Origin of the sequence: Bradyrhizobium sp., assembly GCF_027451485.1 — a bacterium.
Classification (GTDB): domain Bacteria; phylum Pseudomonadota; class Alphaproteobacteria; order Rhizobiales; family Xanthobacteraceae; genus Bradyrhizobium.
Map to the genome: position 1 here is coordinate 1 of NZ_DAIDJE010000164.1, position 25496 is coordinate 25496.

The following is a 25496-nucleotide window of genomic DNA, read 5'->3' on the forward strand; positions in this document are numbered from 1 at the left end:
GTCAAATCCTGTTGCTCCGTAGACAGACACCAACCGATCACGGGCATATTCCGCATCGGACGTGCGCATCACCAGGTGGTTGGCGAGGGGAAAGGAACGAGAGGGCATCGTAAAATTTCTGGGGCAATCTGATTCCAAAGAGGACAATTCTGACACTTGGCATGATGAAAATCAGCCAATCAAAGGTTGCGCCGTGCCGCTTGGCGATGCTCACGCCGTGCCAAACCACTCATCAACTGCCAAACGTGTCGCAATGTTTGCGGCGGATTGATCCAGATCAAACAACGCTCCGGCCCTGACCGCAGGTTTGCCGCGGTCTGTATTTCCATAAGAGTTTCGATTCGTGGACCTGCAAGCATCCCGCCTCACGCCCTGCTGGAGCGATGCCCCGCCTCGCATCCGAAGCCTTTCCGGCCTCTTGCTCGAATCGCTATTCCGGAGTGCGTGATGGACTCGCAATTGAGGGAAACCATACTGGACGTGTTGGGTTCGAACCGGATCATGACGATCGCAACCAACCGGCCCGACGGCTGGCCGCAAGCGACGATCGTTGGATACATCAATGACGGGTTCTTGCTGTACTGCTTTGTTGCTCACAACTCGCAAAAGCTCGCCAACATCGGTCGCGATCCCCGGGTTTCGATCGCCATTGGCCCGGATTGCCAGGCCCCCCGTCAGATCAAGGCGCTGTCGCTTGCCGCCTCGACATCGAGGGTGACTGATCAGAGCGAATTCAGCTATGTCGCCGAACTCAGATTGAAGCGTTATCCCGAGCTTTCGTCCGAAGCCTCACCGGCGGAGAACAGAAGCCGGCCGGCTGACATCGCGGCGCGGCCGTCCCCGTCCGACGTCGTATTGCTCAGAATGACACCCGAGGTTCTCTCGGTCCTCGACTATTCCCGGGGCTTTGGTCACAGCGATCTGGTGGCATTTTCGAGCTACGATCTCAACGTCCACCTCAACGTCGCGCGACACCGGTGGGATGGTCCGTCGCCCGCGTGACAGGCGATTCGAGCTGAGTTCCGCATTTAATGCGAATTCGGCTGCGGCAACGCCTTCCCGCTGCGGGATTGGCGCTCGCCGCGCTGCCGGAGAAACCTCACTCCGATCTCCTCGCCATTGAGCCGAACAAGCTCGCAGCGGCGATACGCAAGCCCCGTCGGCGAAAGAACCAGAAAGAACTCCTTCAACTGGAGACCCTGCAAGGACCCGGTAACGATCAGCTTCGCCCCGCTGTTCGACGCGTCCTTCATGGTGCAGGCGCGCTGCCACGTCGCGTCGATTGCCATGATTCGGCATTCAAAGCCGTGATCAAACCTGACCCGGTTGCCGTCCCGCCGCTCCGCAGAAGATGTCATTCCGCCCTCGCGCGAGTGGAGTGGATTTGACATTCGCTGCCCACCGTGCCGCAGACTCTCAAAGAGAATGTCAAATCCAACACTCCACAAGATAGTTATATTTCCGAGTGGTCCTTTGATTCAGACATTTGCAAAACTGCCAGCTGTGAAGGCATGCAAATGTCAGAATTGAACCACTCGTTCGCGACAGACAAATAGCCGGAATTCAGTAAGAAGCGATTACTGTCAGGGAAACCCTCAGACCAGAATGAATGGCTGCAGGAACAGGCGCAACGCGCGAAAAATGCCTCGTGGCTTTACTTCGGTAAATATCGCTATCTGATTTGCGCAAGATTCCGACCGCCGTGGCAGAGCCGGACTGATCTGGCACGATCGTGCTTAGGCGGCCAGTAAATATACGACCGTATTCTGCCTGTGACCCGCAAACACTTCCAGGTGGAAATGGGGCCCTCCACCTTCGACGCCGAGCCCACCTGCCTTCGCAACCCAGCGAGGGTCAGTTGTGGATCATTCGCGTCCTGCCATAGGAAATCGTGATGATACCCCGCACTTTTTCAACCGATCATCATTGTGTCGGCTCGGTCGCCCAACAAACGATGGGCAACCGAAATATCTTCGACGAGCGAACCAAACGTTCTTTGGAAGAGCTCTTACAAATTTGATGCACGTTACAGGTGCGATTCATCTTGCACCAAATAGCAGAATATCTTGGACTTGCAGACATACGCGGGGTGCTATCGTGAGATTTTCATTTGGTGTGCGCGGCAAGGTGCTCTCTCTTTTTGGAATTTGCACATTGTTGTTCCTGTGCGGCGGCGCACTCGGATTTTCGCAGCTCATGAAATCCCTATTAATCTACAGTGGGGATGTTGTGCCCAGTCAGCAAAACGCAGTTGGCCTCGCTGCGACCGAAGCAGACTTCAAGAAGCAGGTGCAGGAATGGAAGGACTTGTTGCTGAGGGGCAAGCAGCCCGAGGCTTTGGAGAAATACTGGACCAATTTTCAGCAGCACGAGACTGACGTCCAAAAGGCAGTCGAATCGCTGAGTGCGCGCGTTGCGGATCGGGACGCCGCACAACTTCTGGCGCGGTTTCTCGCAGCCCATAAGAGCATGGGCGATGACTATCGGCGCGGGCTGCAAGCATTCAAGGATAATGGTTTGGACAGCACGTTTGGCGACAGGGCCGTCTCCGGAATCGATCGCGCGCCGACCGAGTTGCTCACCAAGGCCAAAGAGAGGCTGCTATTCCTGGCTTCCAGCCGAGCTTCGGAAGCAGCAGAGACGACGACCCGTGCGATATGGCGGAGTGTCGGATTGTTCATCGTGGTGCTTTTGGCATCTGTCGGGTTATTCTTCTTTACGGTGCGGAGGAGCATCACGTTCCCCCTTGCCCAACTGGACGCGGCTCTGGGCGCCATGGCTGCGGGCAATGTTGGCATCGCGGTCCCGAATCTTGATCGCCGCGATGAAATTGGGCAAATCGCCCGAACAGTTGGCGTGATTCGCGAGAATGCCGCGCGCGAGGCGGCCGACAAACAGGAGCAAGCCGCACGAGCCGAGGCGGAGCGAGCAGCTCAGCGCAAGGCGGACATGCATCGCCTGGCCGGAGAATTCGAGGCGGCAGTCGGCGAGATTGTCGAGACGGTATCGTCGGCGTCCACGGAACTTGAGGCATCGGCAAGCACGCTCACTTTGACCGCGCAGCATTCGCAGAACTTGGCGACGACCGTCGCGTCGGCGTCCCAAGAGGCTTCCACGAACTTCCAGTCGGTGGCGTCGGCAACGGAAGAACTATCGGCGTCGGTACACGAGATCAGCCGACAGGTGCAATCTTCCGCCCGCATGGCTTCCACGGCGGTCGATCAGACAAAAACGACGACCGTAAAGGTCAGTCAGCTGTCGAAAGCTGCGGCCAGCATTGGCGATGTCGTCGATCTTATCAACACGATCGCAGGACAGACCAATCTACTTGCGCTCAACGCGACAATCGAAGCCGCGCGAGCCGGAGAGGCGGGACGCGGCTTCGCGGTCGTAGCGTCAGAGGTTAAGGCACTTGCCGAGCAGACAGCCAAGGCGACCGGCGAAATCGGTCAGCAAGTATCCACCATTCAGGCCGCGACTGAAGAGTCTGTCCAGGCGATCAAGGAGATTTCCTCGACGATCGAGCAGCTTTCAGAGGTATCCTCGACCATCGCAGCGGCCGTGGAAGAGCAAGGCGCCGCAACCGAGGAGATCTCCCGTAATATCCAGCAAGCATCCCAGGGTACGCAGCTTGTGTCGTCGAATATCACGGACGTTCAACGTGGGGCTTCGGAAACGGGATCAGCTTCCGCGCTGGTACTATCGGCAGCCCAATCTCTGTCCATCGAAAGCAATCGGCTGCGGCAGCAAGTGGATCGTTTCCTGGCCAATGTGCGGGCAGCCTAGGCATCATGGCCGTTCGTCGGGACGAACCTCTATTCCAAGCGCGAAAGCTAAATACTCCCCTCGATCGGCGTCGATTTCGCCCCCGTGCGAACGACGTTGGATCACCTCAAACTGCCGACCAGGCTAATTGAACGATTATTTCGGAGACCTAGAGAAATGCGGGCCGTCAACGCTCCGATTTTGCTGCGGGCGATTGGTAAAGATTGCGAGTTTCGGGCCAAGAACGCTGCTGAGGCTGAACAGCGATCTGAGCTTGTCGACGCGGCTAGATGACATTGGTTGACTGCAGAGGCCATTAAGCCCTGCAGGAGAAACCGCATGTTGAACGGTCCGGATGGCGCGTGCGCTCTTTGCCTTGAGAGATGCCTGGATTGATAGTCGCCGCGGTTGGCAGGAGCGCTTTATGATGCCTGACGGTAACTCGGTTCGCCGAGTTTGATCGGCTTTACTGCATCTCGCTCTCAAGCGTTGAGCGATTTGGTCCGCTGCTGGGCATTTTCGACGGATTCATCAAAGATCGTGGGTACGCTGATGTCCGCTTCGCTGAACCGGAGTTGCATCACACAACCACTTGCCGCTGTCCATGATGCCGCTGTCCAGATGATCGACGCCTCCATTGTCCAGGTGCACAGCATGGAGCATGCATCAGAAGACAGGCGCAAATCGATGGCGGTCCCGCGTGGCTTGACGAGCAAAATCCATGCGGTGGTCGAAAGAATGGTCTGCCGGTACGGCCGGCGCTGATTCGACTTACGGAAAATTCCTATCTCGTCTGAAATCCGGGTCAATAATGCTTGCCGACCCTGGCCATGACGTAGGCTGGATCTGGCAACTTGCCATGTAGAAGGGCGGCCAACATTCCACCAAAAAGGCAAACGCAGTGATCAGCCCTGCTTCAGCCCGTACGTCGACCGCGCTCGCAATCGGGTCGAACGGTTCTTCAACGGTATCAAACAATGTCGAAGGGTGGCGACGCGTTGACAGGATTGCTGCCAGCAACTTGGCCGTCGTTCAACTCCCGTCAATCCGACTATGGCTGCGCCTCACTGAGTCCGCGTCCCAGTTCGCGACAGACAAATAGCCGGAGTTCAGTAAGAAGCGATTACTGTCAGGGAAACCCTCAGACTAGAATGAATGGCTGCAGGAACAGGCGCAACGCGCGAAAAATGCCTCGCGGCTTTACTTCGGTAAATATCGCTATCTGATTTGAGCAAGATTGCGATCGCGGTGGCAGAGCCGGACTGATCTGGCACGATCGTGCTTAGGCGGCCAGTAAATATACGACCGTATTTTCCCTGTGCCGCGCGAGTGACCCGATGTTGCAGTCATTCGCATGAGGCAGCAGGAGCCATAATGACTCAAAATACCGAAACCGGAAATAGCAATCACGACCGGGACACCCGTCTGCGATTCATGCGCATCGACCACAAAACGGGCGATGCGCTCAGAGAATTCTGGCCTGCCGTCGAGAAGGCGCTGCCACGGGTGCTGGAGGGTTTCTACCGGCATCTCGGCAGCGAACCGAACCTCTCCAAACTGATTGGCAGCCAATCGGACCGCCTGAAAAAGGCCCAAGGCACCCACTGGGAGCGCCTGTTCAACGGGCGCTTTGACGAAGCCTACATCCAGGGCGTGCGCACGATCGGTCTCATCCACAACAAGATCGGGCTCGAACCGCGCTGGTACATCGGCGGTTATGCCTTCGTGCTGTCGCACCTCGTGGAGATCGCGGTCGCAACCTACGGCTGGAAGAAAAAGCGGCTTGGAGAAGTGATCACAGCCGTCGACCGCGCCGTGATGCTCGACATGGACTTTGCCATCTCCATTTATCAGGAAGCGATGCTTGACGACCGCGCAAAGCGGCAACGAGCCGTGGACGGCCTGATTGCGGCTTTCGAGCAGAAGGCAACCGGCGCGCTCGCCGCGTTGTCATCATCTTCAAACGAACTCAAGAGCACTGCCGACAGCATGGGGCACACCTCCGAGCAGACCAGGCAGCAGGCGATCGGCGTGGCCTCGGCATCAGAGGAGGCTTCGGTCAACGTTCAATCCGTCGCCTCGGCCAGCGAGGAAATGGCGAGTTCCGTCGCCGAAATCGCGCGTCAGGTGAACGAATCGGCGCGGATCGCACGGGATGCCGTTGAACTGGCCAACAAAGCCGATGCGCGCGTGCATTCGTTGTCGCAGGCCGCAGGCAAGATCGGCGACGTCGTCGATCTGATCAGCTCGATTGCCGGACAGACCAACCTGCTCGCGTTGAACGCCACGATCGAGGCAGCTCGCGCCGGAGAGGCCGGCAGGGGCTTTGCCGTCGTTGCCGCCGAGGTAAAGAGCCTTGCCGAACAGACGGCAAAGGCGACCAGCGATATCAGCCAGCAAGTTTCCGGTATCCAGTCGGCGACCCAGGAGTCGGTTGAAAATATCAAGGAGATCAGCGGAATTATCGACCGGATGTCGGAGATATCCTCGATCATCGCTTCCGCCGTCGAGGAGCAAGGGGCGGCGACGCAGGAGATTTCCAGGAATGTTCAGGAGGCGGCGAAGGGCACGACCGAGGTTTCATCGAGCATCGAGGCCGTAAGCAAGGCGGCAAATGAAACCGCAGCAGCGTCGACGCAGGTCATGACCGCTTCGTCGCGTGTCGCGCAGGAGGGAGAGTTGCTGAGCGGCGAAGTGGAACGCTTCCTGGCGGAAATCCGCGCCGCATAATTACATCCGTCCGTTTTGATCATTTCTGTCCGACCAAAGGAAACGACCTTGCCAAATGTTGTAAAACTTTCAGCCAAGCCTGCGCGGATCGTGCCGCCTCTTCGCTCAGACCTCATGACGGTCGACGACGTCTGCCCCCAGCTCTTGAACCGGGTCCTTGAGCTGCGCGCAAGGGCGCATGGCGAACTTTGCCGTGTCGTCTCATTGCTCGACCTTTCGGTATCCAACATCCGGAAAATCTCCAGCCAAATTGCCAACCCCGCAGTCAGGAAAATCATCGAGAACGAGCTTGTCTCGGTCGAAGCAAAACTCAGGCTCGCCAAAGAAAAAGCAGTCGGGCTGTGAAACGAGAAGCCGCCGGCGCTTCGGCATCTCGCGTCGGAGCACCGGGGCTTCCAAGGCGACTTGGGAATTTCCCGGCGAGGGAAAGGCACAAAATGAAATCGTCCGTCACGAAGCGCTCGATCCTCGTTCGCGGTCACAAGACCAGCGTGAGCCTCGAGGAAGCATTCTGGATCGCGGTAAAGGAGATCTCCGGCGAGCGCGGCACGACGCCTTCCGCGCTTGTCAGCGACATCGACCGAAGACGCCAGCTGGGTAATCTTTCTTCGGCGATACGCTTGTTTGTGCTCGACCACTTCAGAACAGCGGCTGGCGCTATGCGGTCGACAGACAGTTTGCGACCGCCCGATGTGACGTTCTGAAACGGCGCTGGCGTATCAGGCGCCCGCTTGCAAATGGCAGATGGCCTGGTTCCGGCGGCAGCAGCCCTCTCGCCCCAACGCGACCGCGGCTGACCCCACCAGCGCCACAAGTACGCCCCATTATCATCCCTTCACGCCCTTAATTTGCGTGCCAATTCGGGGCGCTGTCGTTGGGGACTAAACTGAATGGGGAAGCCGCGGCCACGCGGCTTGTGACATTGAAGATCTGGCAAATAGGCTGCCTTGCCGGCGCGCTCGGCGCAACCTCGCTTGCCGCGGTTCATCAGATCGCGGCATCGCGCTTGCACGGGGCAAGCCCGAACGCGAGAGTTGCCGATGCCTTCAGCACGATGCCGCTGAACGTGACGGCGGTCCTGGCAAACCTCAGCGCAGCCGTTCCGGCCTCGGCCATCGCGGCGAGATTCGAAACAAGATCGTCGGCTAATGCGATTGTTGCGGAGGAATTCCGCGCCGCGGCACCGGACGCTGTGATGCCGTCCGATGCGGGCAGTTCGCCGCCGCAGGAGCGGGTGTTACAGGCCAAGCTTGACACGACGCTGCCCGAAGCCGAGGCCAGCCCCCAGCCGGATGTTCCGCTTGCGGCTTCGCCCAATCCGGACGAAGGCGAAGTGTCGTATCTGAAATACTACGCGTACTCTGAAATTCCGCCGCCGGAGAAACCCGCGAAGATCGCCCTGGCGGAATTGCACGACATTCCGCTCGGAACGCCCATCCAGGAGATCGAACGCGCCGCCAAAGCGTTCGGCCTCGACACCAATTTCATGAAAGCGGTCGCCAAGATCGAGTCCGATTTCAACCCGACGGAGCGAACCGGCTCCTATATCGGCCTGTTCCAGCTGAGCAAGTCCGAGTTCAGGAAGTTCGGGTCCGGCGACATCCTCAATGCTCGCGACAATGCGATGGCTGCGGCCTACAAGTTCGTCACCGAAGCCGCGCTCTTCGAAGCCGTGACGCACAAGAAGCCGACGTTTTCCGATCTCTACCTGATCCACCAGCAGGGCTGGGAAGGAGCCTCCGAGCACGTCACCCACCCCCAGCAGATTGCCTGGAAGTCGATGTGCGCGACCCAGGAAGGGGTGGCAAAGGGCGAACGATGGTGCAAGCGCGCCATCTGGGGCAACACGCTGCCGGCGGTCAAACGCGAGTGGAAGTCGGTCGATCGCCTCACCTCGGGCGCCTTCGTGTCGATGTGGCGTGACCGTGTCGACGCGCTCTCGGCGCACTATCCGGCCTCAACGCCGCGGCGGCCCGAGGCCTGAGGCCTGAATATTGCGGTGCGCCGCAAGGTCCGTCGATCGCATCCGCCCCTCAGGAACATGCGCAGCAACGGTGAGTTGAATTCCGATATCGGACGATTCAGATGTTGCAGGACGTCGAAGCCAGAACCATCGCCAAGGTCACGACCCGGCTCGTTCCGTTTCTTATCGTCTGCTACTTCATCGCCTATCTCGACCGGGTGAATGTCGGGTTCGCCGCGCTCACGATGAACCGGGATCTCGGCCTGTCGCAGACGGCGTTTGGCTTCGGTGCCGGCATCTTCTTCATCGCCTATTTCATCTTCGAGGTGCCCTCCAACCTCCTGCTCGAGCGTCTCGGTGCGCGCACATGGATTGCCCGGATCATGCTGAGCTGGGGAATCCTCTCCGGATTGATGGCATCTCTGCCCTGGATCTCGCACGTTTCCGGGCTCGGCAATGAGACCAGCTTCTATCTCTTGCGCGTATTGCTCGGCGCCGCGGAGGCGGGCTTCTTCCCGGGAATCATCTTCTATCTGACCCTGTGGTTTCCGTCAGAGTACCGCGCCAGGATCGTCGGCTATTTCATGGCCGCAATTCCACTCTCGACCGTCATCGGCGCACCCGTTTCGGGCCTCCTGCTCTATCTGCACGGCGGCCTCGGCCTCGCGGGCTGGCAATGGCTGTTTCTCATCGAGGCGATCCCGGCGATCATCCTGTCCATCGTCGTGTTCTTCTACCTGACGGACCGCCCGGCGGACGCGCTCTGGTTGTCGGCCGACGAGCGGGAATGGCTCAGCCACAGGCTGCTGCTCGAGCGTCGCCAGCGCGAGGCTGTGCGCATGTACACGGTATCCGAGGTCCTGTTCGATCCGCGCGTGATCGGCCTCAGCCTCGTCTATTTCGGTGCGGTCGCGACCAATTACGGCCTGAGCTTCTTTCTGCCGCAGATCGTCAAGGCATTCGGGATCAACACCTTCCTCACGACGCTTGTGTCTGCCGCGCCATACCTTGTCGGCTTGATCGCCATGGTCTGGTGGGGCCGGCGCTCGGATCGCGCCGCGGAGCGACGCTATCATGCGGCGATCCCGTTGTTCGTCGCATCCGTCGGCCTCGCGCTGGCTGCGCTTTTCGACAATCCCAGCCTGAAAATGCTCGCATTCTGTCTCGCAGGATTCGGCATCTTCGCGTGCCTGCCGGTGTTCTGGACCTTGCCGACCGCTTTCCTGTCGGGCGCGGCCGCCGCCGCCGGCATCGCGGTGATCAATTCAATCGGCAATCTCGCGGGATTCGCCGGCCCGTTCGCGATGGGCTGGCTCAGGGATCATACGGGCAGCTATACCGACGGCCTGTTGCTGCTCGGAGGCCTCGGCATCATCGCGATGGGGATCGTCCTGGGAATTGGTCACAATGATGCCCTCGAGCGCCCACCATCGTCAGCGCTGCCGGAATGAGCGCGACGAGGCAGTGCCTTCGCCAGCTCGTTGGCAGTCCGGGGACGATGACTTGTAGCGCAACGAATGGCAATTCCAGCAGACGCGGCCCAAGATCTGTATCGAACCGATAGGTGCATTGCTGTTCCCGGAAGGCGCGCCGCGCACCGATCAGGGAAGTTGAGCTGGATCAAGCCTGGTGCGCTTTCAGAGATGCATCCTTTGGCGTCGCATCGCGAAACCGGCCTGGCGCCAACACGATCCCTGCCCGGAGAACGAAGCTGAATTCCGTTCGCACGCCGCTGACGCTCCTGCTGATCTCGCTGGCTACGATCGCGAGCGTCTGGCGGTGGCTGGCTATACCGATCGATTTGACGAGCGCGCCGATCGACCCGAATGCCAGGCTGCAATGCGTGTCCTACGCTCCCTTTCGCGGCAACCAGACATCACTGGCCCCCGCGACGAAGGTGTCGCGAGAACAGATTGCTGAAGATCTCGCCGAGCTTGCCAAAATAACCGATTGCATCCGCACCTACGCGAACGATCTCGGTCTCGATCAGATTCCCGAACTTGCAGCCAAGGTGGGGCTCAAAGTCATGCAGGGAATTTGGCTCGACAGGAACCGGCAGAAGAATATGACGGCGATATCGACAGGCATACGCCTGGCCAGGGAATATCCAAAAACCATCACCGCGCTGGTCGTCGGCAACGAGGTCTTGTTGCGCGGCGAAATGACCGCTTCCGAACTTGCCGCGACGATTCGCTCGATCAAGGCGCAGGTCGCCGTCCCCCTCACCTACGCCGATGCCTGGGATTCATGGCTGCGCAACCGCGAACTCTATAACGCCGTCGACTTTGTCACCATTCACGTGCTGCCATTTTGGGACGACGTTCCGGTGCGGGCGAAATTTGCCGCCGCTCACGCCGACGCCATCCGCCGGAAGCTGATGGCTGCATTTCCGGGCAAGGAAATCCTGATCGGTGAAATAGGCTGGCCGAGCGAGGGACGGATGCGCGAGTCAGCGCTACCGTCGCGCACCAATCAGGCCCGGGTAATCTCCGACATCCTCGCTCTCGCCCGGCGAGAGAATTTCCGCGTCAGCCTGTTCGAAGCCTATGACGAGTCGTGGAAGCAACAGATCGAGGGTACGGTTGGAGGATATTGGGGCCTGTTCGATTCGAAGCAGCGCGCACTGAAATATCCGCCGGGCGTTCCCATCAGCAATTTTCCGCTTTGGAAGCTGCAGATGGCCAGCGGAATGGTTCTGACGATCCTGGTATTCGGGGCGGCATGGCTGGCGTTGCAACGCAAGCCCTGGCAGCCCCGGCTTGCGTCATGGCTTGCAGTCGGAATATCGGCGACCGCGGCTGGAATCCTGTTTGGTCTCGCTGCCCAGAAGATGTTTTACGAAAGTTACGGGGCCGGAAACTGGCTTCTGCGCGGCGCCTTTCTTTTGGCGGCAACTGCTTCGCCGGTCTTGGGCGCTAACGCGCTGCTGTCGGGGCGTCCACTCCTTACATTTTCGGAATTGTTGGGTTCTAAAGATTACCGGACCCTGTCGGCGCTGGGGACTGTTCACGGAGCGGTCTGGATCGCAATCACCTTGATCGGCACCGAGACAGCGTTGGGCCTTGTGTTCGACCCGCGCGACAAGGATTTTCCGTTTGCCGCCCTGAGCATGGCGGTCGTGCCATTTGCGGCCCTGGCGCTATCCGATCGGCCCAGGAACGGAGGCCGCCCTCTGGCCGAATCGATATTTGCCGGTGTGCTGCTGGTGGCGGCTATCTATACGGGGCTTAACGAAGGACCGGCCAACTGGCAGTCGCTGTGGACTTGCACTGCGTACGTACTGCTCGCGGCTACGCTGTGGCGCGCGCGTGCGGAGCGGGCCTGCCCCTGTTAATGACTTCCGCTATTCCACCGCTTTTACCTTGGCGCGAAGCTCATCGACCAGAACCCGCTTGTTTTCGGAATAGTCGATCGGCACGACGACGAGATGGACGCCACCGCCTTTGAAGGCGGCCTCCAGCGCCGGAATGAGATCGCTGCACTTGGTGACCCGCGATCCCCTGGCGCCGTAGCTCTCGGCATATTTCACGAAATCCGGATTACCGAAGGTCAAGCCGAAATCCGGAAAATTGTCGACCGCCTGCTTCCAGCGGATCATGCCGTAGGCGGAGTCCTCGAGAATGAGGACGACGAGATCGAGCTTGAGGCGAACCGCGGTCTCCATTTCCTGCGAATTCATCATGAAGCCGCCGTCGCCGCAGACGGCCATCACCCGCCGTTCGGGGTAGAGCATGGAGGCCATCATCGCGGACGGCAGGCCGGCGCCCATGGTCGCCAGCGCGTTGTCGAGCAACACCGTATTGGCAAAATAGGTCCGATAGTTCCGCGCGAACCAGATCTTGTACATGCCGTTGTCGAGAGCGATGATGCCGTCCTCCGGAACGACGTGCCGGACGTCGTGAACGATGCGCTGCGGAGTCATCGGCCAGCGGTCTTCCGTGTTGCGGTCGGCGATGCGGCTCAGGATTCCCTCGCGCAAGTTCAGCAGCGCATCGGCGCGACGCAACCGGCCTTCGAGGCGATCCGCGAGCAACTCGAGACTCGGCCCGACATCGCCGATCACTTCGCATTGCGGGAAATAAACCTGCTCCACGTTTGCCGGCGTGTAGCTGACATGAATGACCTGGGGTCCCTTCGGCCCCATGATAAAGGGCGGCTTCTCGACCGTGTCGTGGCCGATCGCAATGATGAGGTCGGCCCGATCGACAGCCTCGTGCACATAGTCGCGCTCGCTGAGCGCTGCCGTTCCCATGTAGAGGTTGGTGCCGCCCGGCACGGTCCCCTTTCCCATCTGGGTGTTGAAAAACGGGATCCGCGTGCGGCGTACAAAGTCACCAATGCCGGCGGTGCTTCGCGGCCTGGATGCCGCCGCGCCCAGCATGATCAGAGGCCGCTTCGCCGCAAGGATCAATTCCGCTGCGCGGTCAAGCGAAGTGCGATGCGCGACGGGAATGTCAATCGGATGCACCGGAATCATCGCGGCGGGTCCGGCTTCTTCGCCGGCGACATCTTCCGGCAACTCCAGCAGGACGGGGCCGGGCCGTTCCTCCACCGCGATCCGAAACGCGTCCCTCACCAGCGTCGGAATCGTGGCCGTGGAGACGATCTGGCGCGACATCTTGGTCAAGGGCCTGAAGGCGCTCACGACATCGACGATCTGGAAGCCGGCCTGCCGGCTCTTCATGATTCCCTTTTGCCCGGTGATCATGATCATCGGCATCGCGCCCAGCAGCGCATAGGCTGCGCCGGTCGTGAGATTGAGTGCGCCGGGTCCCAGCGTGGTCATGCAAACGCCGGGCTTGCCGGTCAGCCGGCCGTAGGTTGCGGCCATGAACGCCGCGCCCTGTTCATGGCGCGTAACAACGAGCTCAATCTGCGAGGTGCGAAGCGATTCCACGACGTCGAGGTTTTCCTCGCCCGGCACCCCGAAGATCCGTGTCACGCCTTCATTAGTGAGCGCTGCGACAAGCAGGTCAGAACCCTTGGGCATTTCAGGTCTCCATAGAATGGCAGAGCGGGTGTCGATACGCATGCCGGGTGCGCGTCAACGCCAATATAAGCGATTATCGGCGGCGAGGCGGCTCCGTATCCTCGCCGGCCGCGCAACATCGCATTCCCGGCAGATTTGCAGGTTGCCGGTGGCCAAATCCGCCGCGAGGTGGTCTTGGTCTGCCCGAATAATTTCCCGAGCTTGCCGAATTGGGGCCGCATTGCGACCCAGCTCGCGTTCGAAGGTCGCGCCCGGTTTGGGGGCGCAACACCGGAGTTTCCATGTCCGGCTATCGGCGCATTTGCGTTGCAGTTTCTCTGCTCTCTGCGGGGCTTTCGAGCTCGCCTGCACTTTCGAATCCGTTGACCGATCTGTTCAACCCACCTCCCGCAGAGGCCCCCGCGGCTGCTCCTGCTCCCGCCGCCAGAGAGCAGTGCCTGTCGCAACCCGGCAGGGCGACGGCGGGCCAGCACTGGGTTTATCATCTCGATGGTCACCGCAAATGCTGGTTCCAGACCGCCGAGACCGCTGTCTCGGTGAAGAGGCTGGTCCGTCACCGGACCGCGAAGCAGCCCGCGATTGCTTCCGAAGAGAACGAGGCCGAGCTGCGCAAGAAGCCGGTTGCGGATGCGCGGGCTCAGCTGTTGAGCGCCGCACCGGACGACGCGCCTCAAGCGGCGCCGTCCGCGCCCGCGCCGGTCGATACGGCTTCCGCATCCACGGCCGACAGCGCGGCGCCGCCTGTGGCGGCAGCGCCCGTCCTCGCTCAGCCCGCACCCGTGGCCGCGGCACCCGTCCTCGCCCAGCCCGCACCTGTCAGCGCGGCACCCGTCCTCGCTCGGCACGCGATCGATCAGCCCACGCCCGACCGCGCCGCACCGCACTCCGTCGACGTCGACATGCTCCTGGCGGAAGTCCCGCCACCCAGGAACACCGCTTCCTCCGCGGCGCCCCCGGCCCTTTCCGGCGCATCTTCCATGGCTGCCGCGGACGAGAGCCGGTGGGAATCGACCGCGACCCGGGCAGGCATGGCGCTGATCGCGCTTGGGCTCGTTTCGCTCCTGGCAGGATTGCTGCGGGCTCGGCGATTCCGCGATCCGAGAGCGGCGCGAGGCGCGGTTTGATCCGCCGAATTCACCTCAGCTGATCGCTGATGGCCTCGGCAAAGGTAATCGTCAGGTCGACGAGGTCCTTGTCGAGCGGTGGAGGTTGCGAGGACAATTTCGCGATGACGAGTTCGTTTGCTCGATCGACAAAGAGGTTCTGGCCGTAAACGCCGAGCCCCATGGCAATGCCTCTATCCCGGAGAACATACCACTTGCTGCGATAATGCATCGGGCGATCGCCGAAATAGGAAATCAGGTCGCCAGCCGCCCAGGCCTTCGAATCGCCGCCAGCGAACATGTCCTCGATCCAGGCGGCAGGGATGATCGGCGTGCCGTTTCGCCGCCCGTTCTGCACGATCAGCTGGCCGGCCCGGGCAAGGTCCAAGGCCGTTGCGCAGATGCCGCCGGCACAACGCGGCGCGCCGAGGCGATCGACGGTGATGTAGGCAGGGCATTGGGCGCCCATCGGCTTCCAGAGCAACGTGCTCACCAGATCGGCGAACCGGACACCGCTGGCCCGTTCCAAGATCCAGCCCAACAGGTCGGTGTTGGTCGAGACATAGTGGAACGGTCCGCCATCAGGCCCGCTGCGCTGCTTCAGACCGCGGAGGAATGTCCTGAGATCGCTTGGGCGCTCCCCCGGGCCGAGAGGATTCCAATTCGTCGCCTTGCGGTATTCGATGATCGGTCCGGACGTCGCGAGATAGTCTTCATCGAAATCGAGACCGACGCGCATATCGAGCACCTGGCGTACCGTCGCGCCGGAATAGACCGAATCCTCGAGCTCCGGAATGACCGAAACAACCTTTTGTTCCGGATCGAGCTTGCCCTGCGCAACGAGGATGCCGGCGACAAAAGCCGTCAGCGATTTCGAGACCGACATCAGAATATGCGGCGTATCCGCGGTCATCCCGTTGTCGTAATGCTCAAGAACGATCTTGCCCCGGTGCAGGATGACCAGACCATCGGTATCGGTTTCGCTCAAGAACTTGTCGATGCCGTACGGCTTGCCGCGGTGCTCGAAGCGAAACGAGGCAAAATCCTGAGGTTCGGAGGCGAGCTTCCACACATCGCCGGGCGCATTGGGAATATCTGCCGCCGGCACGATTTCGCGCACGTGCTGAAACGCCCATTTGATGTACGGGGCGGTGCGCCAGTTTGCCAGCGTCACCTGATTGGCTTCGGCCGGTGGGAAACCCGACATGAGTGTGGAAGGCATCGAGAGCTCCGATTCCGAAGTTCGCATACTATCGCGGCGACCTCTGATGCGAACCTCGGAATCAAAGGAGCTTTAGCAACCGATAACGTTTCCAGTGCAGTTTTGAATTTCAAGTCCTATGACGAACCGGCGGCGACACTGACAGGAGCTTCAGGTTCACCGCACTGGTACCGCCGATCCGACGTTCCTGCACTGGTCGTCTCCGGAAGGGCTCGGCGGCCTCCTCAAATCACGAAGAAGCCATGGGTGCCGTCGCGCTTCAGCTGTTCGACGAGTCCGTATTCCCAATCGAAATAGGCCTGCATGGCTTCCCTCGACGCCTCCGTGCCTTCATAGGGACGGCGGTAGCGATGCGAGGGATCGGGTTTCGGCAGGATTTGCGGCGGCCCGGCGTCAAGTGCGCCATCATAGACGCCCTCGAGCACATAGACTTCCCACCCCATCTGCGCGAGCCAGGACGCGGTCATATCGGCGCGCACGCCTTTGTCGTCGGTCAGCACGATGCGCGCTCCGCGCACCGGCGCCGCCATGTCGATCTCCTGCACGAGCTGGCCGCCCGGATAATGGCGAAAGGCGGGAATATGTCCGGCCGTATAATCTTTCAGCGGGCGAACGTCGAAGCGATAAAGCGTTCGCGTCGCATCGCTTTCGAGCAAAGCCAGTTCGCCCGTGCTCAAATGCTTCACGCCGGCACGGTAGGCGACGTCGCGCGCTTTATCTCTCGCGCCTTCAAGCTGGCCGATGCCGCCATGCCGGTCGGCGCCATGTTCGAGCGCCTGGTTGGCGAGTGTCCAGCCCATCGTCCCGTTGCGGAGCGCCACCACTTTATTGGCAATGCCGGCATTGATCAGCGACTGCGTGCCGATGATCGACCGGGTGCGGCCGGCGCAGTTCACCACGATGGTCGTCGCTGGATCAGGTGCGACGTCGCCGGCGCGAAGCACCAATTCGGCGCCGGGTATGCTCACCGAGCCCGGGATGTTCATCGTCGCGTATTCATCGGGCCGCCTCACGTCGAGGATCCGGATATCGGCTCGCCGCGCCAGCAGCGCGGCAACCTCTTCCGCCGACAATGAAGGCGTATGGCGGCGCGACTCCACCAGCTCACCGAAGGCCTTGGCGTAGGAATTGACGTCGATGAAAATCTCGAAACCCGCCTTCCGCCAAGCCGAAAGACCGCCCTCGAGCTGGCGGACATCGCTGTACCCCAAGCCAGCGAAACGAGCCGCGGCCTCCGCAACGAGGCCTTCGCCGGCATCGTAGACCACGATCGGAGCATCCTTGCGCGGCAGGCGCGCCTCGGCTTCGAGCGCGATCCGCCCCACCGCCATGTTGGCGGCAAACAGGGGGTGGCCTGTGGCAAAGGCTGCCTCATGGCGCAGGTCGAGCAGCGCGATTTCCCGGCGGAGCAGCAGCATGCTGCGGACCTGGGAGGGGGTAACGGGAGGGATGTTCATGGACAGGCAGCTTATCGGAGAGGAGGTCCAGCCTTGCACGGACTCCTGCAATATTTCAACACCTTGCCGGACGATCCGGGGCAGCCGCCGCCCTGGCGGGAACTTCTCCCCTCGCCGGGCGTTTATCGCCGTTAAGTCGGCGTCTTGAGCAGGGGACTTGCGTGGAGCACACGGAACGGCTGGAGGCCTCGAAATCGAGCGAAGGCCGCTTCCGGATGCTGGTAGATGCCGTTACCGACTACGCCATCTACATGCTCGATCCGGACGGCACCATCACCAGCTGGAATGCCGGCGCCAAGCGTTTCAAGGGCTACGAAGAATCCGAAATCATCGGCGAGAATTTTTCCCGCTTTTATACCGATGAAGACCGCAAGGCCGGTCTCCCCCAGCGGGCGCTGGACATTGCCGCGGGCGAAGGTAAATACGAAAACGAAGGCTGGCGCGTCCGCAAGGACGGCACGAAGTTCTGGGCCTACACGGTGATCGATCCGATCCGCGACGGGGCCGGCACCCTGATCGGCTTCGCCAAGATCACGCGTGACCTCACCGAGCGGCGGCAGGCTGAAGCCGCCTTGCGCCAGTCCCAGGAGCAGTTTCGCCTGCTGGTTCAGGGCGTCACCGACTACGCGATCTTCATGCTGAGCCGCGAGGGATTCGTCTCCAGCTGGAACCTGGGCGCGCAGCGAATAAAGGGCTATGCTCCCGAAGAGATCATCGGCCAGCACTTCTCGCGCTTCTATACCGAGGAGGACCAAAAGGCCGGCCTGCCGCGGGAAGCGCTCGCGGTTGCGGCACGGACAGGACGCGTCGAAAGAGAGGGGTGGCGGGTTCGCAAGGACGGAACGAAGTTCTTTGCCCATGTCGTGATCGATGCGATCTACAATCCCGACGGATCGCTATTCGGCTTTGCCAAGATCACCCGCGATATTACTGAACGGAGAAACGCCGCGCGCGCGCTGGAGGAAGCCCGCGAAGCGCTGCTCCAGTCGCAGAAGATGGAAGCAATCGGCCACCTGACCGGCGGCATTGCCCACGACTTCAACAATCTGCTGATGGCCATTCAAGGCAGCCTCGAACTCCTGCAAAGGCGGCTGCCCGGCAACGATCCGAAAGTCGTCCGCCTGATCGACAATGCCATTCAGGGAACGCGGCGCGGCGCCGCGCTGACCCAGCGGATGCTGGCCTTTGCGCGGCGCCAGGAACTCGAGCTCGCAACCGTCGATGTGCGCGACGTGGTGCAGCAAATGACCTATCTCCTGCAGAGTTCGCTCGGCCCGACGGTGCGCGTCGAAACCAGTTTCCCGCCCGAACTTTCGAAGGTGACCGCCGACGCCAACCAGCTTGAGCTTGCAATTCTCAACCTCGCGATCAACGGACGCGACGCGATGCCCACCGGCGGCACGATCACAATCGGCGCGACGGAGCGGGCGGATGTGCCGGGCCTGAAGGCAGGAAATTACGTCTGTATCAGCGTCACCGACACCGGCACCGGCATGAACGAAGAAACGCTCCAGCGCGCCATGGAACCGTTTTTCACGACCAAAGGCGTCGGCAAGGGCACCGGTCTCGGCCTGCCGATGGTTCATGGGATGGCCGAGCAATCCGGCGGGAAGCTGACGCTGAAGAGCCAGCTGGGCGTGGGAACGGTCGCCGAGCTTTACCTTCCGGTTGCGCCGGGCGTTCCGGCCGCCCCGGTGCAAGGCAAGGAGACCGTCGTTCTCTCCCCTTTCAACAAGAAGCTTGCGATCCTCACCGTCGATGATGATCCGCTCGTGGCGCTCAACACGTCGGCCCTGCTCGAAGAGCTTGGTCATACGGTTTACAGCGCGCCGTCCGCCCTGCACGCGCTCGACATCCTGCGGCAGGAAAAGAAAATCGACCTGATGATCACCGATCAGTTGATGCCGGACATGACCGGTTCGGAACTGGCCAGCCGAATCCGTGCAGAAAAGCCGCATATCGCAATCATCCTGGCGACCGGCTATGCCGAACTCGCGCCGGGCGAGGCTGAAGGATTGCCGCGGCTCACCAAACCTTTTAGTCAGCGCGAACTGGCAGAAGCCATCGCCCGCGCCGTCAGGCGTTAGTCCGGCTGCCAGCCTGTCAGCGCGACCTTTGCAGCGGTTCAAGACGTTCAAGATCGCAGGATGACAGGTCACGCCCGCGCATGGGTCTGCGCCGACGTCCCGCATGCGCGCCGTTTGACGATGACACCCAAGGCGCTAAAGTTTGCGGGAACGCGGGAGAAAAAAATGGAAGACATCGCGGCGCAGCGCGCGGCCGAATGGCTCGTGACCGAACACCTCGCCGGACACCGCTTCGTGACGCTGGGGCCGCCTGCTGCGCCTGCCACCGTTCCGGATGCTTATGATATTCAGGACAGGTATGTCGCGCTGTTGTCTCGTGAGAACGGCGCGCCGGTCGGCTATAAGGTCGGGCTGACATCGGCGGCAATGCAGGCATTTTGCCGGATCGATCACCCGATTGCCGGCGTCGTACTTGCCTCGCGCGTGCATTGTTCGGGAAACAGGGTGCAGCGGACGGATTTCGGGAGGCTCGGCCTCGAGTTCGAAATCGCCGTCCGCATCAAATCGGACATCCCTGCGGCCGCGGCGGCCCATACCGCCGAGACGATCGCGCCGCACATCGACGGCGTTTGCGCCGCGATCGAACTGGTCGACGACAGGGCGGCGGATTATGCGAGCCTCGACGTGCGCTCGCTGGTGGCGGATAATTCCTGGAATGCCGGCATTGTCCTTTCGGACTTCAAACCGGATTGGCCGGATCTTGCGCCTTTGCGCGGGCTCGCGAGCAGGGACGGCGATCTCATCGGCGAAGGGCATGGGCGGGACATTCTCGGGCATCCCTTCAATTCTGTCGCCTGGCTTGCCTCTCACCTGGCCTCGCGTGGCACGTCGCTGAAGGCGGGTCAGATCGTGATGACCGGGAGCGTCATGAAAACCGTCTTCCCCGAACACGAGGCGCACTATCGTTTCGAAATCGAGGCGCTGGGCGCAGTCGAGGTACGGGTCTGCTCCACTGCATAGTGCAATGGATATGGCATTCGCTACCGACCGCGCCGCAGAGCTCTCAAGGCGAATGCCAATTCGAAACCCCGTTAGGCACGTCTATGTGTTGATGGTCCTTTGATCCAACATTTGCAAAATTGCTTGCTGGGAAGAGAGCAAATGTAGGCATCAGGCCACCAGGCTCGGATATCTCAGGTTATCGCCACCAAAGCTGATCTGATGTCTTGTGCGAACGTCCAGCCCGCCATGGATAAACCGTCTTCGGCCGGACAAAATCGGCCACCTAAAATCATCGGGAGGATGGTCAGCCGGGGCGGACAAGAGCATTTAATCCGTGATAATTCGAATCAGGCCGTTACCCCAGTGACCAGCAGGCTGAAGATATCGTGAGCGTTCCCGGAACCCGCCCGTCGGCCATCGCGCGCATCCGGGCCCTGTTAAGTCAACCCGCCCACCATTACCGTCCGGCCACCACGGTTTTTCTCGACCTGAACGTCGATCGCGTCGCCGATGAAATCGGGCTGGCCACGCTCGGCACCGAGCGTGGCGCCGAGGACCGGCCGACTTCGGACGCGCAGACGATGGACGACATCGAGCACAAGATCGTCGAGCGCATCGAGGCGCACAAGCACGACGCGAACGTCATCTATCTCGACCAGCTTCATACCTACGACGAACGGATGAACGCGCTCTCTTTCGAAGAGCGTTTTGCCACCATCCAGCAGGCCGCGCCTGAGGCGGTCGGCGATTTTCGCGCCGAAGCGACTATCGGCCGTGACGAGCTTTTCGTTCTGCGCCGTCGTCTCAACGAGTCCGAAATCGAGCGCGAGCAGTTTCGCAAGCGTCACCGCATCGAACGCCCGGCGCGGCTGGCGAGTCCCGGCAAGATCATCCTGAAGATCGGCGTTCTCGCGATCCTGTTCATTATCGAGGTCGTGATCAACGGAAGCTTCCTCGCCAAGGCCAATCTGGGCGGCCTGCTTGGCGGCGCCGTGCAGGCGGTGACTTTCGCCGCGCTCAACATCGCTGCCAGCTTCTTCTGGGGCATGGTGCTGATCCGCCTGATCAACCGCCGGAACTATTTCTTGAAGCTGGTCGGCGTGCTATCTTTCCTGGTCTATCTAGCTTTCGCGATCGCGCTGAATCTGACGCTGTCGCACTTGCGCGAAATTCCACCCGCGGTCGCCTTGAGCGACAATGTGGGGCAGGAGGTGCTGCATCGCCTGCTCACCACGCCTTACGGCCTCACCGACATCAATTCATGGCTGCTGTTCGCGCTTGGCTTTGTTTTTTCGCTGATCGCGATGGCCGACGGCTTGATGTTCTTCGATCCGTATATGGGCTATGCCGGGCTTGAGCGGCGATGGATCGAGGCGACGCGCCAGTTCGCCGATGCGCGCAGCGAACTGATCGAGCGACTTCGGGATATCCGTGAAGACGCCACCGAGGCCATGAACGAGGCGGCACGCGACCTGTCGGTCCGGCGCAGCGAATACGATTCGCTGCTCCAGGGCAGGCAGCGGCTCGCCCAGCGCTTCGACCAGCACCAGAATCAGATCGAGCAGACCGCCCGCGCTTTGCTCGAAATCTACCGCGAAGCGAACCGCAAGGCGCGCTCGACGCCCGCTCCCGGCTATTTTGCCAGAGCTTACAGCATGGAACGGATCAGCTATGGCGGCCAGGAGCCGAGCGCCAGCGCGCGCGAGAATTTGCGCGTCATGATCGCGGAGACCCAGGCGTTGCTGAGCCAGCAGGTCAAGGCTATCCACGAAGCCTTCGAGCAGGCAATGCGCACCTACCGCGAAATCGACGAATTGCTGCCGGAGAAGAAGAGTGGCTAGGCGCCGTCCGAGGCAACGCAAATCCGCGGCGCTCGGCTGGTCGGGCTTCGGTGGCGCCGTGCTCCTGCTGCTCGCAATTGGTTCCGGCGGCGCGCTGGCCTATTTCTATTTTTCGGCCCCCGAACGCCCGGTCCTCGACGCCCAAACGCTTTGTCCGGTCAATGGGCCGAAGGGCATAACCGTGGTCCTGGTGGATACCTCGGACGACTTGCCCGAGACGACGCGGCGCGAAGTATTGGGTCAGCTCGACGACATGATCACGACGCTGCCGCCCTATTACAAGCTCGATATCCGTGTCCTCGATATCACGGGCGTGCGCAGCCGTTCGCTGTTTTCAAAGTGCAATCCCGGCGACGGCGCCGGCTTGAGCGAATGGACCGACAATCCCCGCATCGCGCGGCTGCGCTGGATCGCGGATTTTCGCAAACCCGCCGCCGAAGCCGTCCAGAGCAGCGTCTCCTCAGCCAGCGCGAACAGTTCGCCGATCATGGCCGCAATCCAGGATATCGCCATCAGCGAATTCTCCGGCGCGGCACAGGAAAAGGCCCGCAAAACGCTCTATGTTATCTCCGACATGATCGAATACACCAAGGATTACAGCCAGTATCCACGCGCGGGCGACCTGTCGTTCCAGCGCTACAAGCAATCGCCGGCCTACCTGAAATTCCGCACCGACCTGCATGGCGCCACGGTCATCCTGCGCTACGTGACCCGGCAGACCGGCAACCAGCAGATCCTCGACAGCACCAAGCACATGGAATTCTGGAAGGCCTGGATCGAAGACAACCGCGGCACGTTCGGCGGTGTCAAGCGGTTGCAGGGAGCTTGAGGCCATGGGGCGTTACGAATTCAAGCCCAATCTGCCGCCCGGCCTCGTGAACGGACTGTTGTTCTTTGCCGTCGTCGTCTTCGGCAGCGGGTACATCATCTTCTCGAAGCTGAACGATTTTGGCGCGATGGCGGTCACTGCGGTGCCGGTCATGATCATGATCGGCTATGCGGGCCTGCTCGGGGCGCGGTTGTTTCGCCTGCGCGACGACCAGTCGGGCGACAATCTCTACTACATGGGATTTCTGTTCACGCTGACGAGCCTCGCCGTGTCACTCTATCAGTTTTCGGCGGCCGGCTCGGCCGAACAGATCGTGCAGAATTTCGGTATCGCCATCGCCTCGACGATCGCCGGCATCACCTTGCGGATCATGTTCAACCAGATGCGGCGCGACCCGGTCGAGACCGAGGCTGCCTCGCGGCTTGAACTCGCCGAGGCCTCGCGGCGGGTGAAACGCGAACTCGAGAGCTCGATTCTCGAATTCGGGTACTTCCGCCGCATGACACAGCAATCGATCGCCGATGCGCTGGACGAGGTGCGGGAAAGCATCGGCAAGGTGCATGAGAAATTCGCCACCGATCTGAACAAGGTTGCGACAAGCGCGAGCCTGCCGTTCGAGGAATCTTCCAGGATCTCCGGCGCAACGCTGGCAAGCCTGAACAAGAGGACGCTCGAGGTGCTGGAGATTTCCCGGCAACTGGTGCAGGAGGGCGAGGAGCTGGCCAGGAACACGACCAGCATCGTCGAATCGATCGATGCGCTGTTTGCCCGCCTCACCTCGCACCGGACCTCCGAGGAAGCGATCGGAACCCAGCTGGTGCCGACGATCGCGCGCCTGACCGAAGCGATCGACGCGCTGAACGATAACGCCCAGCATCAGGCCCAGAGCGCAGAAATCAACCTGCGGCACGCGCAGGGCGTCGTCAACGCCATGAGGGAATTGCTGATCGAGATCCAGGCCACAAGACGCGGCATCATCCCTCGCGCCCTGGGCCTCATGACGCCGCGATCGAACGAAAGACCGAGAAGATAGAGCCAACACGGCTGCAGCGAATTGAATTTCCTATTCGCCTCAGGTTCATAGGAACTTCAAATTCAAAGCCGCACTGAATACTGATATTTGCCAGAGCTCCTTTGATCCCGAAGTTCGCATCAGAGGTTGCCGCAACGATTTGCGAACTCGGAATCGGAGCGATCGCCGATGGAAGGACAGATACTCCAGCAGCAATCATCGTACCGGCGCGGACTGGTGCTCGGCCTGACCATGGCCGAAATCATGATTCTTCTGGTGTTCTGTCTGTTGATCGCGATGGCAACCTTCCTGAAGCGCGAGGAAAGCAGGCGCATTGCCGCCGAGCAGGAACTTAAGCAGGAAAGGGCGCAAAACGAGCAGATCCGCAAAATGGTCAATTCGCTGAGCAAGAGCGCGGCGGTGGCCGAGAAGGTCGAGAGCCTCTCCGGCTTGAGCGATCCTCAGGCCATCGACCAGTACTGGCGCGAACTGGTGGATAGCCGCAGCGTCGTCAAGGAGATCGAGAAAACCCTGACAGTGAAGGAGCTTCGCGACGGTCTCGCCAATATCGCGGCGCTCCGCGCCAACAATATCGATGTGGACAAGGCCCTTCACGACGCCGAAATTGTCGCAGCGATCAATCGGACGATGACCAAGCCGGGCGAGCCGCCGGTTTCCGCCCAGGCTGTGCTCGATGCGTTGGCGCGCGGCATGGCGCCGGGCCCCGGCGGTCATCAATGGCCCCCGATCATCCGCATGAGCGAGGCTGATGGCTATTTCTTCAAATCGGGAAGCGCGGAGCTGTCGCCAAGCTTCCAGGAAACGCTGCTGACCAAGACTCCGCTCGAGATTCTCAACTACATCCGCAAATACGACGTCGATATCATCGAGGTCGTCGGCCACACCGACGAGCGCCCGATCGGCGTGCGCCAGTTTTCCAACCTCGATCGCGATCTGCTGCCCGTCCTGAAGAGCGAGGCCGGGGTCGTCAGCCTGGTGCCCGCGGATAATGCCGGACTCGGGCTTGCACGCGCGGTCGCCGTAGTGAGTGTGCTGCGTCAAAGCCCCCTGCTCGCCGGTTACAAGCTGATCCCGCTGTCCGGCGCCCAGCTCGTGAACACCGACGAGACGCTCGCGATTTCGCCCTCGCCCGGGGACATTCAGCAGCGCCGCCGTATCGAAATTCGCCTGCGCAAATCCTCGAGCAGCGATGCGACCGCCAGCATTCCCGCCTCTGCGCCTATGGTGCCGCACTAGGGTGATGATTTTGGTGGCTCGCCTTGATGGCTGGCAGCTCATCTTGCGGGCTTGCGGAGAGAGGTCGATCGCAAAGCGATCGGATGAGATGCGTGTTTGACGCACCGTGCTCTTGGACAATCCTCCTCGCCCCAACCTCTTCTAGCGAGCGGGGCGAGCGAGCTCGCTTCTATCGCGGTCAGACTTCCACTGACTTGATCTATTTGGCCGCCTAACGGCGTTCGACCGGCGGGTATTGCTGCGGCGCCTCGGCGCGGTCGTACATTGTATAGTCGCGCGTGATCTCGAAAACCTTGCA

Annotated in this window: 19 protein-coding genes and 1 pseudogene; 16 read left to right on the forward strand and 4 right to left on the reverse strand. The window is 61.0% G+C overall.

Annotation, left to right across the window (positions count from 1 at the left end; genetic code table 11):
• Positions 1 to 447: 447 nt before the first annotated feature.
• The gene (locus tag NEZ08_RS20090) at positions 448 to 1002 is read left to right on the forward strand and encodes a pyridoxamine 5'-phosphate oxidase family protein (RefSeq protein ID WP_298110788.1); all 555 of its coding nucleotides are present in this window, start codon (positions 448 to 450) and stop codon (positions 1000 to 1002) included.
• Between the two features lie 26 nt (positions 1003 to 1028).
• On the opposite strand, the gene NEZ08_RS20095 is transcribed toward NEZ08_RS20090, so the two are convergent.
• Positions 1029 to 1358, reverse strand: coding sequence for a PilZ domain-containing protein (locus tag NEZ08_RS20095; protein ID WP_298110791.1), 330 nt, complete (start codon positions 1356 to 1358; stop codon positions 1029 to 1031).
• Between the two features lie 739 nt (positions 1359 to 2097).
• Between NEZ08_RS20095 and NEZ08_RS20100 the strand changes: the two genes are divergently transcribed.
• The 8 genes and pseudogenes from NEZ08_RS20100 to NEZ08_RS20135 all read left to right on the forward strand — a co-directional run bounded on the left by NEZ08_RS20100 (position 2098) and on the right by NEZ08_RS20135 (position 11792).
• Entirely contained in the window at positions 2098 to 3786 is a 1689-nt protein-coding gene (locus NEZ08_RS20100; RefSeq protein ID WP_298110794.1) for a methyl-accepting chemotaxis protein, read from the forward strand.
• Between the two features lie 570 nt (positions 3787 to 4356).
• Positions 4357 to 4867, forward strand: a pseudogene (locus tag NEZ08_RS20105) (IS5/IS1182 family transposase); the annotation flags it as partial.
• A 272-nt stretch (positions 4868 to 5139) separates the two neighbouring features.
• A complete protein-coding gene (locus NEZ08_RS20110; RefSeq protein ID WP_298110797.1) occupies positions 5140 to 6495 on the forward strand; it encodes a globin-coupled sensor protein in 1356 nt (451 codons plus the stop codon).
• A 114-nt stretch (positions 6496 to 6609) separates the two neighbouring features.
• Positions 6610 to 6840, forward strand: a complete 231-nt coding sequence (locus tag NEZ08_RS20115; RefSeq protein WP_298110800.1) for a hypothetical protein — start codon at positions 6610 to 6612, stop codon at positions 6838 to 6840.
• Positions 6841 to 6932: 92 nt separating this feature from the next.
• The gene (locus tag NEZ08_RS20120) at positions 6933 to 7199 is read left to right on the forward strand and encodes a ribbon-helix-helix domain-containing protein (RefSeq protein ID WP_298110802.1); all 267 of its coding nucleotides are present in this window, start codon (positions 6933 to 6935) and stop codon (positions 7197 to 7199) included.
• Between the two features lie 218 nt (positions 7200 to 7417).
• Entirely contained in the window at positions 7418 to 8479 is a 1062-nt protein-coding gene (locus tag NEZ08_RS20125) for a transglycosylase SLT domain-containing protein (protein ID WP_298110805.1), read from the forward strand.
• 101 nt (positions 8480 to 8580) lie between these two features.
• Entirely contained in the window at positions 8581 to 9909 is a 1329-nt protein-coding gene (locus tag NEZ08_RS20130; protein ID WP_298110808.1) for an MFS transporter, read from the forward strand.
• Between the two features lie 260 nt (positions 9910 to 10169).
• The gene (locus NEZ08_RS20135; RefSeq protein WP_298110838.1) at positions 10170 to 11792 is read left to right on the forward strand and encodes a glycosyl hydrolase family 17 protein; all 1623 of its coding nucleotides are present in this window, start codon (positions 10170 to 10172) and stop codon (positions 11790 to 11792) included.
• 9 nt (positions 11793 to 11801) lie between these two features.
• Here the strand turns inward: NEZ08_RS20135 and NEZ08_RS20140 are convergent, their stop codons facing one another.
• Complete coding sequence (locus NEZ08_RS20140) at positions 11802 to 13448, reverse strand: acetolactate synthase large subunit (RefSeq protein WP_298110811.1); 1647 nt, start codon at positions 13446 to 13448, stop codon at positions 11802 to 11804.
• A gap of 281 nt (positions 13449 to 13729) precedes the next feature.
• On the opposite strand from NEZ08_RS20140, the gene NEZ08_RS20145 reads away from it, so the two are divergent.
• A complete protein-coding gene (locus NEZ08_RS20145; RefSeq protein WP_298110814.1) occupies positions 13730 to 14572 on the forward strand; it encodes a hypothetical protein in 843 nt (280 codons plus the stop codon).
• A gap of 10 nt (positions 14573 to 14582) precedes the next feature.
• Here NEZ08_RS20145 and NEZ08_RS20150 read toward each other — a convergent pair whose 3' ends face one another.
• Both NEZ08_RS20150 and NEZ08_RS20155 read right to left on the reverse strand, forming a co-directional pair.
• Positions 14583 to 15773: a serine hydrolase gene (locus NEZ08_RS20150; RefSeq protein WP_298110817.1), complete on the reverse strand. Its 1191-nt coding sequence runs from the start codon at positions 15771 to 15773 to the stop codon at positions 14583 to 14585.
• 224 nt (positions 15774 to 15997) lie between these two features.
• Complete coding sequence (locus NEZ08_RS20155) at positions 15998 to 17230, reverse strand: rhodanese-like domain-containing protein (protein ID WP_298110819.1); 1233 nt, start codon at positions 17228 to 17230, stop codon at positions 15998 to 16000.
• Between the two features lie 161 nt (positions 17231 to 17391).
• Here NEZ08_RS20155 and NEZ08_RS20160 point away from each other — a divergent pair, with 161 nt between their 5' ends.
• The 6 genes from NEZ08_RS20160 (at position 17392) to NEZ08_RS20185 (ending at position 25198) form a co-directional block, all read left to right on the forward strand.
• Complete coding sequence (locus NEZ08_RS20160) at positions 17392 to 19317, forward strand: PAS domain-containing sensor histidine kinase (protein WP_298110822.1); 1926 nt, start codon at positions 17392 to 17394, stop codon at positions 19315 to 19317.
• Between the two features lie 165 nt (positions 19318 to 19482).
• Positions 19483 to 20277 carry a fumarylacetoacetate hydrolase family protein gene (locus NEZ08_RS20165; protein WP_298110824.1) on the forward strand — a complete coding sequence of 265 codons (795 nt, stop codon included), beginning with the start codon at positions 19483 to 19485 and terminating at the stop codon, positions 20275 to 20277.
• A gap of 368 nt (positions 20278 to 20645) precedes the next feature.
• Positions 20646 to 22100 (forward strand): hypothetical protein, encoded by a 1455-nt coding sequence (locus NEZ08_RS20170; protein ID WP_298110827.1) that lies wholly within the window; start codon positions 20646 to 20648, stop codon positions 22098 to 22100.
• On the forward strand, positions 22093 to 22929 hold the full coding sequence (locus NEZ08_RS20175; protein WP_298110830.1) for a hypothetical protein: 837 nt from the start codon (positions 22093 to 22095) through the stop codon (positions 22927 to 22929). The genes NEZ08_RS20170 and NEZ08_RS20175 overlap by 8 nt, the downstream gene beginning before the upstream one ends.
• 4 nt (positions 22930 to 22933) lie before the next feature.
• On the forward strand, positions 22934 to 23962 hold the full coding sequence (locus NEZ08_RS20180; RefSeq protein WP_298110832.1) for a hypothetical protein: 1029 nt from the start codon (positions 22934 to 22936) through the stop codon (positions 23960 to 23962).
• Between the two features lie 168 nt (positions 23963 to 24130).
• Entirely contained in the window at positions 24131 to 25198 is a 1068-nt protein-coding gene (locus NEZ08_RS20185; protein WP_298110835.1) for a hypothetical protein, read from the forward strand.
• Positions 25199 to 25496: the final 298 nt, after the last annotated feature.